Raw genomic sequence first — 15,490 nt, forward strand, 5'->3', positions numbered from 1 at the left:
CACACTATAGACGATGTGACGTATTCCTACAGCCGGAGCAGGCCGAAAAAATGTCGCATCCTTCGCAAACGTCAGATCCCATGGAAAACCTGATCGCCACACTCGACCTCGAGAAGCTGGAGGAAAACCTTTTTAGAGGCGAGAGCCCTCAGATCGGATGGCAGCGTGTTTTCGGCGGCCAGGTTATTGCTCAGGCGCTGATCGCGGCTCAGAGGACGGTTGATGAAGATCGCTTCATTCATTCCTTGCATGCCTATTTCATGCGGCCTGGCGATCCGCTTGTGCCCATCGTCTATCAGGTCGAACGCATCCGCGACGGATCGAGCTTCTGTACGCGCCGGGTGGTCGCCGTGCAGCATGGAAAGGCAATCTTCTCCATGTCCGCTTCATTCCAGATTTACGAAGATGGCTTCACCCATCAGATCAAAATGCCGGACGTGACGCCGCCGGAAAAACTGATGAGCGAAGAGCAGATGCAGGCAGCATTCCTTGCCAAGGCGCCGGCATCGATTCGCAAATACTGGGCGAACAAGAGGCCGATCGAAATCAGACCGGTTTCCCTGACCCATTACATCTCCAGGGAAAAACTGGAGCCGCACCAGGATATCTGGGTCCGTGCGGTTGGTAGCGTCCCCGATAACCCGCATTTTCAGTCAGCCATTCTTGCCTATCTCTCAGACATGACACTGCTCGACACGTCGCTCTACGCACATGGTACAACGATTTTTGACCCGGCAATCCAGGTGGCAAGCCTCGATCATGCCATGTGGTTTCATCGTCCGACCAAACTGGACGATTGGCTTCTCTATACACAAGACAGCCCCAGCACATCAGGTGCGAGAGGCCTTACCCGCGGCAGCATTTTCACCCGAACGGGTGAGCTGATCGCATCGGTCGCCCAAGAGGGTCTGATTCGCAAAAGAGCAAATGATTAAATAATGTGCTTTTTCTCAAAATCGCACATTTTATAGACGCAAAATGCGGCATCAAATGCCGCTTTTTCAGACGTACGTCATATAATTTTTATATTTCAATAACTTACCTATACCACTAAAACTGGCACGCCCTTTGAATGTATGTCGTTAGTCGCTGTTACTGATCTGCCAGCGGCAAGGAGAGTCGGCTCCGTGCCGAGGACAAACAAAGGATGGGAAACCAGATGAAAATTGTGATGGCCATTATTAAGCCGTTCAAGCTGGACGAGGTGCGCGAAGCCCTTACCGCTGTCGGCATCCAGGGCCTGACCGTGACCGAAGTGAAGGGTTACGGACGCCAGAAGGGGCACACCGAAATTTATCGCGGCACGGAATATGCAGTGAGCTTTCTTCCCAAACTGAAGATCGAGATCGCTGTCGCCTCGGACGTAGTGGACAAGGCCGTCGAAGCAATCGCGTCCGCTGCCAAGACCGGTCAGATCGGCGACGGCAAGATCTTTGTCTACTCTATCGAACAGGCCGTGCGCATCCGTACCGGCGAAACCAACACAGAAGCGCTTTAAGCACGGCTGACAGGGGAGTCTTCCAACCATGCAATTCAACAAATTTTCCACGCTTGGCCGTTTGGGCGCCGGTGCGACGGCCCTGATGGCCCCTGCCATTGCTTTCGCCCAGGATGCTGCGCCCGCAGCCGCTGCCGCTGCAGCGCCGGTCCCGGAAAAGGCCGACACCGCATTCATGTTCCTCGGCACGATCCTCGTTCTGTTCATGATCCTGCCCGGCCTCGCTTTGTTCTACGGCGGTCTCGTCCGCACCAAGAACATGCTCTCCGTTCTGATGCAGTGCACGGTCGTCACCGCAGTCATGATGCTCGTATGGGTGATCTATGGTTACTCATTCGCCTTTGGCGGCGGCACCGGCCCTTATTTCGGCGGCTTCGGCAAACTGTTCCTCTCGGGTGTAACGCTTGACAGCACCTCGGCAACCTTCTCTGAAGGCGTCGTTATCTACGAATACACCTTCATCGCCTTCCAGATGACCTTCGCGGCCATTACACCGGCCCTGATCGTTGGTGCATTCGCAGAACGCATCAAGTTCTCCGCTGTCATCCTCTTCACCGTTCTGTGGGCAACGTTTGTCTACTTCCCGGTCGCGCACATGGTTTGGGACGCAAACGGCCTGATCTTCGGCATGGGCGCCCTTGACTTCGCTGGCGGCACGGTCGTTCACATCAACGCAGGTGTTGCCGGTCTTATCGGCGCGATCATGGTTGGCAAGCGTACCGGCTATGGCAAGGACATGATGGCCCCGCACTCCATGACCCTGACGCTCGTCGGCGCTGCGATGCTGTGGTTCGGCTGGTTCGGCTTTAACGCTGGCTCCAACCTCGAAGCTTCCGGCGGTGCGGTTCTCGCAACCATGAACACCTTCCTCGCAACGGCCGCTGCTGTCGTTTCCTGGTCTGTGGTTGAAAGCTTCACCCGTGGCAAGGCATCCATGCTGGGCGCAGCTTCGGGTATGATCGCTGGCCTGGTTGCCGTAACGCCGGCTGCTGGTTCCGTTGGCCCGATGGGCGCAATCGTACTCGGCCTGATCGTTTCGCCGGTCTGCTACTTCTTCGTGTCCGTCGTGAAGAACAAGTTCGGCTACGACGATACCGCTGACGTCTTCGGCGTTCACGGCATCGGCGGCATCATCGGCGCCCTCGGCACCGGTATCTTCACCTCGCCGCTGCTGGGCGGCACCGGCAAGGAAGACTTCTCGATCGCTTCGCAGGTCTCGACGCAGTTCATCGCTGTCGCCATCACCATCGTCTGGTGCGCTATCGTCTCCGCAATCCTCTACAAGATCGTCGACGTCATCGTTGGTCTGCGTGTACCGGTCGAAGCCGAGCGCGAAGGTCTCGACCTCGCAACCCACGGCGAAGCCGCTTACCACTCCTAAGAAACGACAAGAGGTCCTTAGGACCCGATCGGAAAATGAAAGGCCCGTCTCGACGGGCCTTTTTTTGTGAAATATTTGCCGCTTACGTCAGTCCAGGCAGCGAAAAACCGCATGGTTAACATCGTATTAACCAGCAGGCGGTTAGTTTTCCCTGTCAATCCGGGATTCGGCGATCTGTCGAATCTTGCCAAAACCAGAAAAGCAACGGGTTCAGGACATGGGCAGAGCCAATTCTCCGACATTCGATGGTCGTCACAACAGGTTTGTGCTGACGGCCTTTTTCATGCGGCAGATTATGGCCCTAGGCGGCTTTACGCTTCTTGCCCTGATCGCACTTGGTATCGCATCACTTGCGACATGGAATGTTGCCGACCCAAGCCTGTCCTACGCGACGGCAAACGAGCCAACCAATCTTCTGGGCCATAGCGGCGCGATTTTCGCCGATCTCATGATGCAGTTCTTCGGCCTTTCGTCGATCGTGTCGCTTTTGCCAGTTCTGGCATGGGCGATCATCCTGATTGCCGGGCGTAAATTCAACAGGGTTCCGGCACGTCTGGTTGCCTGGGTCGCAGGTGCTTTTGTTGGCGCCGCGTCACTCGGCTGTTTTCCCGCACCGGTAACATGGCCACTTCCCAACGGCATCGGTGGCGTGATCGGCGATATGATTCTGCGCTTTCCCGCGCTGTTTATCGGTGCCTATCCAACCGGCACGGTCGCTACTGTCCTTGGTGTCCTGTTTGCTCTGCCAGCCGCATGGCTGATGTTGTTCGCCGCAGGTCTTCTCGGAACGCCGGATGAAGAAGACTACGTCGAACCGGTCGCGCCCACCCAGAGCAAGGCACGCTCCGTGCGCCAGGAAGAAGAGGACGAGGACGATGATGGCGAGGGTTTCCTTGCCCGCATCCTGCCTCTCGGTCTGCTCGCTCACTACTGGTACATCACACAGGCACGGTTCCGTCGTCTTTTCGGACTGAAGTCGAAATCCCTGCACGACGAATTCGAACAGCCTTACGATTTCAACGAATATGAATTCGGCACACTGAATGAACCATCGCGCCTGAAGACAGCGATCAATCGCCTGGATCAGCGCGCCGAGCCCTCGTTCGAAGAACGGGCAGCCCGCCGCCAGATGTCGCCCCCGCCAATTTCCCTCGACCACGGCGACGAACATGACGACGATCCGCCGTTTGATATGGACGAGCGCCGCCTTCCCGATGGCATCCTCTCAGGCGACGAAGATGACGCCGATGCCAAGTTCACCAACCGGCAGCCGGCAGGGCGTGGCCAGACCCGCATTACTGCACCTTCGGCACGCCCAAAGCCCAGCGAGCGCGGGGTGCGCGAAGCTCAATCCTCTTTCATCGCGCCCGATGGCTTCCAGCTCCCGACCGTTCATCTTCTGGCAGAGCCCAAAAACGTCGTTCGCGACAATACGCTGAGCGAGGAAGTGCTGGAGCAGAATGCGCGCCTTCTTGAAGGCGTTCTCGAAGATTTCGGCGTCAAGGGTGAGATCATCCATGTGCGCCCCGGCCCTGTCGTCACCCTTTACGAACTGGAGCCTGCGCCGGGCATCAAATCGTCGCGCGTTATCGGCCTGGCCGACGACATTGCCCGTTCGATGAGCGCGATCGCGGCGCGTGTCGCAGTTGTTCCTGGCCGCAACGCCATCGGTATCGAATTGCCCAACCAGAGCCGCGAAACCGTGTTCCTGCGTGAACTGATCGGCAGCCGCGACTTCGAAAACAGCAAGGCGAAACTTGCGATGGCGCTTGGCAAGACCATTGGTGGAGAGCCGGTCATTGCCGATCTCGCCAAGATGCCGCATCTGCTCGTTGCGGGTACAACAGGCTCAGGTAAATCGGTCGCGATCAACACCATGATCCTGTCGCTGCTTTACCGCATGTCGCCGGAACAGTGCCGGCTTATCATGATCGACCCCAAGATGCTTGAGCTGTCCATCTATGATGGCATCCCGCATCTGCTCTCTCCCGTTGTCACGGACCCGAAAAAGGCAGTCGTTGCCTTGAAGTGGACCGTGCGCGAGATGGAAGAGCGCTACAAAAAGATGTCGAAGATCGGCGTCCGCAACATCGACGGCTTCAACAGCCGTGTCCAGCAGGCCATCGACAAGGGTGAAATCCTTACCCGTACAGTACAGACCGGCTTCGACCGCCAGACCGGTGAGGCGATGTACGAAACGGAAGAGTTCGACCTGAAGCCCCTACCCTATATCGTCGTTATCATCGACGAAATGGCTGACCTCATGATGGTTGCCGGCAAGGACATCGAAGGTGCGGTTCAGCGTCTGGCGCAGATGGCGCGTGCCGCAGGCATCCACGTCATCATGGCGACACAGCGTCCTTCGGTCGACGTAATCACCGGCACGATCAAGGCGAACTTCCCGACCCGTATCTCGTTCCAGGTGACCTCGAAGATCGACAGCCGCACCATTCTTGGCGAACAGGGTGCAGAACAGCTGCTCGGCATGGGCGACATGCTCTACATGGCTGGCGGCGGTCGCATTCAGCGCGTTCATGGCCCCTTCGTGTCTGACAATGAAGTCGAAGAAATTGTCGCCTATCTCAAGACGCAGGGCGCACCAGAATATCTCGAGGCAATCACCGAGGAAGACGATGACGAGGATGGCGATGGCCCTGCGGGCACCGGCAATCTGTCCGAGTCCGACGATCCCTACGATCAGGCAGTTGCCGTCGTATTGCGTGATGGAAAGGCATCTACCTCCTATGTCCAGCGACGCCTCGGCATTGGTTACAACCGCGCCGCATCGCTGATCGAGCGGATGGAGCAGGAGGGGATCATCGGCCCCGCAAATCACGCCGGAAAGCGCGAAATACTCGTCCCGACAGAAGCAGACATCATCGAACGATAGACGCGCAACCAGACAGGCCATGTAAGCGTTATTCGTCGCTTGCAGCGTCATGAAGCCGCCGCGTTTGTGCGGAAAATCGATGCGATGAAGGAGAATAGAATGGACCATCTCATGACCGGCAAGACTGTGTCGGCAACATCATCGCAAAACGGCATGTCACGACGCGGCGTACTCACCGTATTTTCGATGGCAGCGGCATTGGCCGGTTTGTCGCCGTTGCATGCTCTTGCGCAGTCATCCGGCGAAAACGCTACGGCACAGAAGATTGCCAACCACTTCTCGTCTGTCAAAACCATGATGGGAGAATTCGTCCAATTCGGCCCGCGCGGGGAACAGACGGGTGGCAAATTCTACATCGAGCGTCCCGGCAAGCTACGCTTCAATTACGAAGATCCGTCACCGATGCGTGTCATCGCTGACGGCAAGAATGTCGTGATTGGTAACGCCAAGCTGAAAACCTGGGATTTGTACCCGCTATCGAAAACACCGCTCAGCCTGCTGCTCTCGAACAAGATCGATCTGAGCAACCAGAAGGTACGTGATGTCAAGGAAGAGTCCGACCTGACCACCATCGTACTCGGTGACAAGAGTGTTTTCGGTGACTCCACCATCACCTTGATGTTCGACCCGAAAACCTTCGATCTGCGCCAGTGGACCACTACCGACGCGCAGAACAAGGATACGACGGTTATGATCTTCAACGTCCAGACCGGCGTAAATTTCGACGAGCGCGTCTTCAACATCAACTATGAAGAAGTCCGCAAGCGCGGCTGACGCTGTATTTCGCACAGTAATTAAGGAAAGGCGGCCATCGGCCGCCTTTTCTATTTTACCGCGAAAACACGTTCCCGTTTGCTCCGCGATGTTATAAGCCTTCGGCTTTGCGACGGACTGGATCAAGAGCGGCTGCAGGATTTAGGGCAGCAACAGCGGGGCACATTTCATGACATTTTCGATAACCACCTGGAACATCAACTCGGTGCGACTGCGCATGCCACTCGTTGAACAATTCCTGGTTCGTTACAAACCGGATATTCTTTGCCTGCAGGAAACCAAGTGCCCAAACGGCGAATTTCCGATGAAGCCGTTGAGAGCACTAGGCTACGAGCATGTCGTAATTCACGGCCAGAAGGGCTACCACGGCGTCGCTATTGCCTCGAAGATCCCACTCGTCGAGGATCATCGTCAGGACTATTGCGGCATCGGCGATGCCCGACATATCTCCGCCGTGGTCGAAGTGGGATCGCGTCGCATTCGGCTTCACAATTTTTACGTTCCCGCAGGTGGCGACGAACCTGATCGATCGATCAACCCGAAATTCGGCCACAAGCTCGATTTCATCGAAGAAATGAAAGCCTTGCGTGCGAATGGCCTACCCGGCACCTCGTCGATCCTGGTGGGCGATCTCAACATCGCACCGCTTGAAAACGACGTCTGGTCGCATAAGCAACTCCTCAAGATCGTCAGTCACACGCCTGTCGAGACGGAAGGGCTGCTGGATGCGATGAAACAAGGCGACTGGCTTGATCTGATGCGGCTGAACGTGCCGGACAGCGAGAAAATTTACACGTGGTGGAGTTATCGCGCTAAGGATTGGGAAGCAGCCGACCGCGGACGGCGTCTGGATCACATCTGGTCGTCACAGGATTTGGGCGCTTCGCTTGAAAAAATCGATATCCTGCGTGAAGCGCGTGGCTGGAACCGTCCTTCCGACCACGTTCCCGTCACCGCCCATTTCCGCTTCTAGATCCGGTATTCGGTCAGGCGAAGCGGTTTTGCAACCGCGCCGTGCCTGCAGCGAGTGAGGCGATGTTATCGCGAATACGCGCGGTAACGATATCCGCGACCTCAGGAAACTCTTCGACCAGACGATGAAAGAGGATGCGCGTGATACGGATGACTTCAGAGTCCTCCGCCGCAATGGCCGTGAATTTTCGCTCACACAACGTAAAAAGCGCGAACTCCGATAACAACGCGCCTCGACCGGGCGTTGCCTGCAGCACGGGTTTGCCATCACGGCCCGCACTGAATAGTTCGAAGCGGCCGGTGGTGACTGCAAATGCGCATTCGGCAGGAGAGTGCTCGCGAAACAGGGTCTGCCCGGACGAAACCTTGCGACGCTCTGCCCCGAAGGCAATCAGACGCAACTGGTCGTCACTGAAGCCCGCAAACAACGGAACCTGCCCCAGCAGCATGATGTCGTCCGTTAAGGCCATATCGATCCCAGCTCCAGAAAACCGCTCATTCTATTATAGAGCGGTTTTCCGTTATCGGCGCGAGGAAAACAAGGCACGACCACCCGAAACAAGGTTTGTTCAGGGGACGATTTTGTAACCGCCGTTCTCTGTGACCAAAATCTCGGCGTTGGACGGATCACGTTCGATCTTCTGACGCAGGCGATAGACATGCGTTTCAAGCGTGTGCGTCGTTACCCCGGAATTGTATCCCCAGACCTCCTCAAGCAGGACGTCACGAGTGACGACCGTGCTGCCAGCGCGATAGAGGTAACGGATGATGGCCGCTTCTTTCTCGGTGAGGCGGATTTTCTTGCCATCTTCGGTCGTCAGCAGCTTCTGGCTCGGCTTGAACTGGTAGGGACCAACCGTGAAAACCGCGTCTTCGCTCTGCTCATATTGCCGAAGCTGCGCACGGATGCGAGCCAGCAAGACGGCAAACCGGAATGGTTTCGTCACGTAGTCGTTTGCGCCAGCCTCAAGGCCGAGAATGGTGTCGGAGTCCGTATCATGCCCGGTGAGCATGATAATCGGCGCCTTGAAGCCACCCTTGCGCAAGAGCTTGACAGCTTCACGACCGTCCATATCGGGAAGACCAACGTCCATAATCAAAAGGTCGACTTGGGACGATTTGGCGATTTGTGTAGCCTGCGCCGCATTGGCGCCACTCAGAATCGAGAATTCCTCATAAGGAGACAGTTGCTCGGTCAGCGTCTCCCGAAGATCGTCATCGTCGTCTACGAGAAGTATAGTGCGGGCCGTCATTCGGATTCTCAGCCTTTCTTTGCTTTAATCGTGAGCCAATTCAGCGGTTTGCCGGTAAAACGTCAACCCATTGCCATCATATAACGACGTGCTATGACTTCACGTTGAATAACCTTCAAAGCAAAATCTCGTGAAACCAATCGCCAGACCGCCTGTTAAACAACATAAACGCACGTCGACGCTGGTGGTTCGGCAGGCGCCGTCGAAAATCAATCGCGCCATCGTCCAGCTCGGTCATCTCACCTTCCCGGCAGCGATAGGCCGCAACGGAAGAACGTCCATGAAGCGCGAAGGTGATGGAAAATCACCGATTTCCACGATGCGCCTGCTGCACGGGTTTTATCGTGGCGACCGCGCCGGAAAGGCAATGACCGCCTTACCAATGACGCGCATCCGCAAATCAATGCTGTGGTGCGACGCCCCTTCCGACCCGAACTACAATCGTCTCGTCAAAGCGCCCTTTGTATCAAGCCATGAAGAAATGACCCGCACCGACGGCCTTTACGATGTGTGTCTGGTCCTGGACTGGAACATCTCTTCACGTCGACGCCATCGTGGTTCGGCGATTTTTATGCATCTGATCCGTCCCGGCTTCGAACCGACGGCAGGATGCGTTGCGGTTCGGCCTCGGGACATGCAGCGAATTCTCACCAGTGTGCGCAAAGGCAGCCGTATCCGTATCTTTTGATGCAAACAAAAAACCCGCCATCACTGGCGGGCTTTTTTAGAAGGAAAAGCCGTAAATTATGCGGCTTCGTCCTGAGAATCGTCTTCTTCGACAGCCTTGCCACGCTTTGGACCCTTGCTGAGATTGGTCTCAACCAGGCGAACTGCTTCGGTTTCGGACATCTTGTTAACGGCCGCAATTTCGCGAGCCATACGGTCGAGTGCTGCTTCGTAAAGCTGACGCTCGGAGTAGGACTGCTCCGGCTGGTTTTCTGCACGATACAGATCACGCACCACTTCTGCGATGGCGATCAGGTCGCCGGAATTGATCTTGGCATCATATTCCTGGGCGCGACGCGACCACATGGTACGCTTCACGCGCGCTTTGCCCTGAACAACTTTCAGTGCGCGCTCAACGAAATCTCCTTCGGAGAGCTTGCGCATGCCGATGCTGACTGCCTTGGCTACAGGAACCTTGAGGCGCATCTTGTCTTTTTCGAAATCGATCACAAAAAGCTCGAGCTTCATGCCGGCAACTTCTTGTTCCTCGATTGCAGAAATGGTACCGACACCATGAGCGGGATACACGATCGCTTCACCGGTCTTGAAACCGTGACGTGCTGGAGATTTCTTCTGCTGGGTCGTCATTCGTTCTAAAAACTCCCTGTTACATACCCGTTGTAGCGGGTTGGGTCGGTCAGGCCCTGATGAGACGGGGGAAACCGTCAGGTGACTCCGCCCTGGTCCAACTGTGCGCGCAAAAACATCCCTTCTCGCAACTCGGGTTTCGAGAGCGTAAACGCTCGATATGTCACGGGAACCGCGTGCAAAAGAAGAGTTGCTTTCGTGGTGTTTTTGGGCACACAAATGCCGCGCTGTGGATCAGTGTCCGTGGTGTACCACAAAAATAGGCGCGAATCAATAATTTGCTTCCATCGTGGCCACAGCAGCACACAACGGTCGGTTAACCGCGTCTGAAAACGGCTCCCAAAATACCGCTGTTTTGCTTCTATGGCTCGACAAAATCGGCAAAAGCAATAAATTTTCACTGCCAAGCGTCAGAAACGCAAATGCCTCTTAAACTCTTCGCAATTACACGCCAATATCCGATTCGACCGAGAAGGCAAAATCGTGACTTTCACGATGCTTTTTCTCTTTAAAGTGTGATTTTTTGGAGGAATCCGCGCAAAATGGGCTACAGAAACAATCCAAAACGTGAAAAACAGATCGAAAAAGCACGAAATCTCGCAAGCACCCAGACAGCGCCATTTCTCGATCCAGGCATTCTTTACGGGCGCGCAAGCCCTGACGACATAGAATATTATTCCGCCGAAATGCTGGCCACTAGTGCCGCGCATACCTATGAGGCGCTGGCGCGTTCGAAAGGCGAGAAACCCTATATCAGCATATCGTCGGTCGAAGGTGTAACACCGAAGGATATTCCCGTTACAGTCTTGACCATCATCGGGCGGAACATGCCGTTCCTCTACGATTCCGTGATGGGAGAAGTGACCAGCAGCTTCCGTGGTCTCTATCTTGCTGTGCACCCTATTCTCGTTCACGACGAAAAATCAGAAGCGGGCTACCGCCTTGCCGAAGCAGAAGATGATCCGGGCCAAAACATCAGCCTCATTCAACTGCATATCGCACCTCTGACGCCACAGGCTGCCGCCACCCTCGAAGAACGGCTGCGCTTCGTACTCGCCCAGGTCCACTCCGCCTATAGCGACTGGAAGCCCATGCTTGCCAAGCTGGACGACGCGCTTGCGGAACTGTCGGAACGTGGATCTGCAAGACGCAAGACCGAACGCACGGAAGCGGTCGAATTCCTCAACTGGCTGCGCAACGACAACTTCACCTTCCTCGGCATGCGCGACTATACCTATTCCGGCAAGGGGAAGAACGCCCGCATCGAGCGCGGTGATGGCGTGGGCCTTGGTATTTTGAGCGATCCGGACGTTCGTGTTCTGCGTCTTGGCAAGGATGCGGTCACAACGACCCCGGAGATCCTGGCATTCCTTGATGGCCCCGACTTCCTGATCGTCACCAAAGCCAATGTGAAATCCATCGTCCACCGCCGCGCCTATATGGACTACATCGGCATCAAGCGCTTCGATGAAGATGGCAACGTCACCGGCGAGTTGCGCATCGTCGGCCTCTTTACCGCCACCGCTTACACGCGCCCCGTCAGGCAAATTCCCCTGCTCCGCGCCAAGGTGGCAGAGGTTGAACGCCATTTCGGTTTCGATCCGAACAGTCACTCCGGCCGAATTCTTCACAATACACTTGAGGCCTATCCACGTGACGACCTCTTCCAGATCGAAGAGGATCTGCTGATCCGCTTTGTCGAGCAGATCATGGAACTCAGCGATCGCCCGCGCGTGCGCGTGCTTGCCCGCATCGATCGCTTCGACCGTTTTGTCTCCGCCATCATTTTCGTGCCGCGCGAGGAATACAATTCCTACGTCCGCGAGAAGATCGGCGACTATCTGAGCAAGGTCTATAACGGCCACATCTCGGCCTACTATCCGGCCTTCCCCGAAGGGGCCGTTGCCCGCGTGCATTTCATCGTCGGTCGTACGGACGGAAAGACTCCACGCATTGCTCAGGACAAGCTGGAAGATGCAGTCAGCGATATCGCCGCGCGCTGGATAGACCATTTCGTTGCGCTCTCCGAAGCCGGAGCACCACTGCTGGATGTGGATCAGGCCTATCAGGAAGCCTTTACGCCGGAAGAGGCTGTCGGCGACATGCGCGACATCGTCGCGACAGCAAAGGGTGAGGCGGTTCGGATCGAGTTCTATCGCCAGGACGATCAACCACAGGACAGGCTGTCCCTCAAAATCTTCCACCGCGACGGCCACCTGCCGCTGTCGCGCCGCGTGCCGTTGCTTGAAAATCTCGGCTTCAACGTTATCAGCGAACGTACCTTTGATATCGGTATCCTGTCAGAAGGCGATCGTCAGGATATCGTGCTGCATGACATGGAGCTGGCAATTGCGACCGGTGCTGCACTTGATCTCGCCGTCTACGGGCCGCGTCTTGAAGACGCATTCCTGGCCGCATTTGCGGGCAAGGTTGACAACGACAATTTCAACCGCCTTATCCTCGCCGCTGGTGTGACGGTGCGGGAAGCCTCCGTGCTCCGCGCCTACGCCCGTTATCTGCGACAGACCGGGATCGTGTATTCGCAGGAGCATATCTCCGAAACTCTGTTCAAATACCCGGCCATCACCCGCAAACTGTTCGATCTGTTTACGACAGATTTCGATCCGGCAATCGCCGAAAAGACCCGCGTCAAAAAGCTCTCCGAGCTGCACAAGGCGATCGAGACAGCCCTCACCGGCGTTCCGAACCTTGATGAGGACCGGACATTGAGACGTTACGTCAATGCCATCGACGCGACATTGCGGACCAACTACTTCCAGAAAAACGAGGATGGTACACCGCGCGAAGTGCTGGCCTTCAAGTTTGATCCGAAGCATCTCGACGGCCTTCCCGATCCCCGCCCCTTCCGCGAAATCTTCGTCTACGGAACCGAGGTCGAAGGTGTGCACCTGCGCTTTGGAAAGGTCGCTCGCGGCGGTCTGCGCTGGTCGGATCGCGGTCAGGACTATCGCACCGAGGTGCTCGGTCTCGTCAAGGCGCAGCAGGTCAAGAATGCCGTGATCGTACCTGTGGGTGCAAAGGGCGGCTTCTTCCCGAAAGCACTACCGGCCGGCGGCACACGCGACGAAGTCTTCAATGCCGGTCGCGAAGCCTACAAGACCTACATTCGCACGCTGTTGTCGATCACCGACAATATCATCGGCGATGACATTGTCGCACCGGCCGACACCTTGCGACTGGACGGAGATGACCCCTATTTCGTCGTCGCAGCCGACAAGGGAACGGCAACCTTCTCCGACACGGCCAATGGGCTTGCCCGCGAAGCGAACTTCTGGCTCGACGATGCTTTTGCGTCCGGCGGATCGGCCGGTTACGACCACAAGAAAATGGGCATTACCGCCCGCGGCGCGTGGGAAACCGTAAAACGCCACTTCCGTGAAATGGATACCTATATCCAGACGACGCCGTTCACGGTGGCTGGCGTCGGCGATATGTCCGGCGACGTTTTCGGCAACGGCATGCTGCTGTCTGAAAAGATCAGACTGATCGCAGCCTTCGATCACCGCGACATCTTCATCGATCCAGACCCCGACACGGATCAGTCCTTTGCCGAGCGCAAGCGTATCTTCGAATTGCCGCGCTCCAGCTGGCAGGACTATAATCGCTCGCTGCTTTCAAAGGGCGCGATGATTATTTCCCGTGCGGAAAAATCGGTCACGCTGACACCTGAGGCGGCGGCAGCCATTGGTATCGACAAAACCGTTGCCACGCCGTTTGAAATCATGACGGCCATCCTGAAATCGCCTGTCGATCTGCTGTGGTTCGGCGGCATCGGCACCTACATCAAGGCGGCAGTCGAAACCAACGCCGAAGTTGGTGACAGGGCCAATGATCCGATCCGCGTCAATGCCACGGAAGTTCGGGCCAAGGTGATTGGTGAAGGCGCCAATCTCGGCATCACCCAGAAGGGCCGTATTGCCTATTCTCTGGCTGGTGGACGTTGCAACTCTGACGCCATCGACAACTCTGCAGGCGTCAACTCCTCGGACGTTGAGGTCAACATCAAGATTGCGCTGGCATCTGCCGTTAACAGCGGTCGTCTGACCCTGCCAAAGCGGAACCAGCTTCTTGCGTCCATGACGCCGGAAGTGGCACACCTGGTGCTGCGCAACAACTACCTGCAGTCGCTGGCGATTTCACTGACAGAGCGACTGGGTACCGGTAACCGCGAAGAACTCGGCCGGTTGATGAGTGCACTGGAAGCAGCCGGGCAATTGAACCGCAAGGTCGAAACCCTGCCGAACGACGCCGAATTCACCGAACGTTATGCCAGCGGAAAACCACTGACCCGCCCTGAAATCGGTGTTCTGCTCTCCTATGCAAAGCTGACGCTGTTTGATGCACTGGTGGCAAGCGCTTTGCCGGACGAACCCTATCTCCAGCATCTGCTGGTGGATTACTTCCCCGTCAAAATGCAGAAGACCTATGCAGCGGATATCACAAGCCACCGGCTGCACCGCGAGATCGTTGCGACCGCACTTGCCAATACGGTCGTGAACCGTGGCGGCCCGGGCTTCGTACAGAAGCTTGCCGATGCCAGCGGCCTTTTGCCTGCCGATGTCGTCAAGGCGGCCATGATTGTCGAAGACGGTTTCGGTCTGAAGCGCCTCTGGTCTGAGGTCGATGCACTTGACGGAAAGATCAGCGGCAACATCCAGAATGAACTCTACGCACGGATCACCCGCATATTCTCCGAGGTAAGCAGGCTTTATCTGCAAGCGCGCGGTGCGAGTGCTGGCACAAATGCGATGGCGGACGAGATCGAGCGCCTGAAAAGCGCCGTGAAATCCCTGGCTCCGGCGGCAGCGAAGTATCGCCAGCAACTCGGTGCCACGGAACTTGAAGGGGTGCCATCCGGCCTGCTCCAGGAACTCGATACTCTGTCGCTCCTGGTTTACGTTCCGGAGATCATGCTTATCGCCGACAGCGCCTCGACGTCTCTTGCGCGTGCAGCAGAAAGCTATGCGACAGTCTCCGCGACGTTCCGTGTGGCAAGGTTGCTGGAAGCAAGCCAGCGCATTTCGCCTGCCGACTACTATGAAAGTCTGGCACTCCTGCGCAATCAGGATCAGATTTCTTCGGCGAGACGCAAGATCGTCGTGTCTGCTCTGACGGAATACGCAAAGGAGAAGGACCCGGTACAGGCCTGGTATGCTGCTGACCGCGTTCGCGTCAATCGTATCGTCTCGGAACTGGCTGCGTTGAGCGATAGCGGCGAAATCAATCTTGCACGACTGACGGTCGCAGCCGGATTGCTGGCCGACATCGTTCTGGCTCGCTGAGATCGACTGAGTTCCAGATCAGCAGAGCAGTAAAGCCGCTCCAATACGCAAAACGACTACCCGGGCACCTGCACGGGTAGTCAGACAAAAGCGTCGCTTTCTCCT

The 15,490-nt window shown here is 56.4% G+C and carries 11 protein-coding genes; 8 read left to right on the forward strand and 3 right to left on the reverse strand.

The window, feature by feature from the left end; genetic code table 11:
- The first annotated feature begins 50 nt into the window (after positions 1 to 50).
- From tesB to ACIQT8_RS19435, 6 genes are all read left to right on the forward strand, one after another.
- Entirely contained in the window at positions 51 to 935 is an 885-nt protein-coding gene (tesB, locus tag ACIQT8_RS19410; protein WP_138795201.1) for an acyl-CoA thioesterase II, read from the forward strand.
- Between the two features lie 212 nt (positions 936 to 1,147).
- Entirely contained in the window at positions 1,148 to 1,498 is a 351-nt protein-coding gene (locus tag ACIQT8_RS19415; RefSeq protein WP_178340600.1) for a P-II family nitrogen regulator, read from the forward strand.
- 28 nt (positions 1,499 to 1,526) lie between these two features.
- Positions 1,527 to 2,879 (forward strand): ammonium transporter, encoded by a 1,353-nt coding sequence (locus ACIQT8_RS19420; protein WP_400968479.1) that lies wholly within the window; start codon positions 1,527 to 1,529, stop codon positions 2,877 to 2,879.
- A gap of 217 nt (positions 2,880 to 3,096) precedes the next feature.
- The gene (locus tag ACIQT8_RS19425) at positions 3,097 to 5,769 is read left to right on the forward strand and encodes a DNA translocase FtsK (protein WP_400968482.1); all 2,673 of its coding nucleotides are present in this window, start codon (positions 3,097 to 3,099) and stop codon (positions 5,767 to 5,769) included.
- A gap of 99 nt (positions 5,770 to 5,868) precedes the next feature.
- On the forward strand, positions 5,869 to 6,543 hold the full coding sequence (locus tag ACIQT8_RS19430; RefSeq protein ID WP_400968484.1) for an outer membrane lipoprotein carrier protein LolA: 675 nt from the start codon (positions 5,869 to 5,871) through the stop codon (positions 6,541 to 6,543).
- Positions 6,544 to 6,712: 169 nt separating this feature from the next.
- Positions 6,713 to 7,516 carry an exodeoxyribonuclease III gene (locus ACIQT8_RS19435; RefSeq protein ID WP_400968487.1) on the forward strand — a complete coding sequence of 268 codons (804 nt, stop codon included), beginning with the start codon at positions 6,713 to 6,715 and terminating at the stop codon, positions 7,514 to 7,516.
- Positions 7,517 to 7,529: 13 nt separating this feature from the next.
- Here the strand turns inward: ACIQT8_RS19435 and ACIQT8_RS19440 are convergent, their stop codons facing one another.
- Both ACIQT8_RS19440 and ACIQT8_RS19445 read right to left on the reverse strand, forming a co-directional pair.
- A complete protein-coding gene (locus ACIQT8_RS19440) occupies positions 7,530 to 7,985 on the reverse strand; it encodes a cyclic nucleotide-binding domain-containing protein (RefSeq protein WP_400968490.1) in 456 nt (151 codons plus the stop codon).
- A gap of 99 nt (positions 7,986 to 8,084) precedes the next feature.
- Entirely contained in the window at positions 8,085 to 8,768 is a 684-nt protein-coding gene (locus tag ACIQT8_RS19445; RefSeq protein WP_138795194.1) for a response regulator transcription factor, read from the reverse strand.
- A gap of 184 nt (positions 8,769 to 8,952) precedes the next feature.
- Here ACIQT8_RS19445 and ACIQT8_RS19450 point away from each other — a divergent pair, with 184 nt between their 5' ends.
- Positions 8,953 to 9,456 carry a L,D-transpeptidase gene (locus ACIQT8_RS19450; RefSeq protein ID WP_400968735.1) on the forward strand — a complete coding sequence of 168 codons (504 nt, stop codon included), beginning with the start codon at positions 8,953 to 8,955 and terminating at the stop codon, positions 9,454 to 9,456.
- Positions 9,457 to 9,512: 56 nt separating this feature from the next.
- Here the strand turns inward: ACIQT8_RS19450 and ACIQT8_RS19455 are convergent, their stop codons facing one another.
- Positions 9,513 to 10,082, reverse strand: coding sequence for a CarD family transcriptional regulator (locus ACIQT8_RS19455; RefSeq protein ID WP_138795193.1), 570 nt, complete (start codon positions 10,080 to 10,082; stop codon positions 9,513 to 9,515).
- Positions 10,083 to 10,624: 542 nt separating this feature from the next.
- Here ACIQT8_RS19455 and ACIQT8_RS19460 point away from each other — a divergent pair.
- Complete coding sequence (locus ACIQT8_RS19460; protein ID WP_400968494.1) at positions 10,625 to 15,385, forward strand: NAD-glutamate dehydrogenase; 4,761 nt, start codon at positions 10,625 to 10,627, stop codon at positions 15,383 to 15,385.
- The last annotated feature ends 105 nt before the right edge of the window (positions 15,386 to 15,490 follow it).

The organism is Agrobacterium sp. NPDC090273 (assembly GCF_044772305.1).
Lineage (GTDB): Bacteria > Pseudomonadota > Alphaproteobacteria > Rhizobiales > Rhizobiaceae > Agrobacterium.

Excerpts from the sequence above, each read along its gene's own strand:
- tesB (WP_138795201.1), top strand. The coding sequence starts at position 51 with ATGTCGCATCCTTCGCAAACGTCAGATCCCATGGAAAACCTGATCGCC.
- ACIQT8_RS19415 (WP_178340600.1), top strand. The coding sequence starts at position 1,148 with ATGGGAAACCAGATGAAAATTGTGATGGCCATTATTAAGCCGTTCAAG.
- ACIQT8_RS19420 (WP_400968479.1), top strand. The coding sequence starts at position 1,527 with ATGCAATTCAACAAATTTTCCACGCTTGGCCGTTTGGGCGCCGGTGCG.
- ACIQT8_RS19425 (WP_400968482.1), top strand. The coding sequence starts at position 3,097 with ATGGGCAGAGCCAATTCTCCGACATTCGATGGTCGTCACAACAGGTTT.
- ACIQT8_RS19430 (WP_400968484.1), top strand. The coding sequence starts at position 5,869 with ATGGACCATCTCATGACCGGCAAGACTGTGTCGGCAACATCATCGCAA.
- ACIQT8_RS19435 (WP_400968487.1), top strand. The coding sequence starts at position 6,713 with ATGACATTTTCGATAACCACCTGGAACATCAACTCGGTGCGACTGCGC.
- ACIQT8_RS19440 (WP_400968490.1), bottom strand. The coding sequence starts at position 7,985 with ATGGCCTTAACGGACGACATCATGCTGCTGGGGCAGGTTCCGTTGTTT.
- ACIQT8_RS19445 (WP_138795194.1), bottom strand. The coding sequence starts at position 8,768 with ATGACGGCCCGCACTATACTTCTCGTAGACGACGATGACGATCTTCGG.
- ACIQT8_RS19455 (WP_138795193.1), bottom strand. The coding sequence starts at position 10,082 with ATGACGACCCAGCAGAAGAAATCTCCAGCACGTCACGGTTTCAAGACC.
- ACIQT8_RS19460 (WP_400968494.1), top strand. The coding sequence starts at position 10,625 with ATGGGCTACAGAAACAATCCAAAACGTGAAAAACAGATCGAAAAAGCA.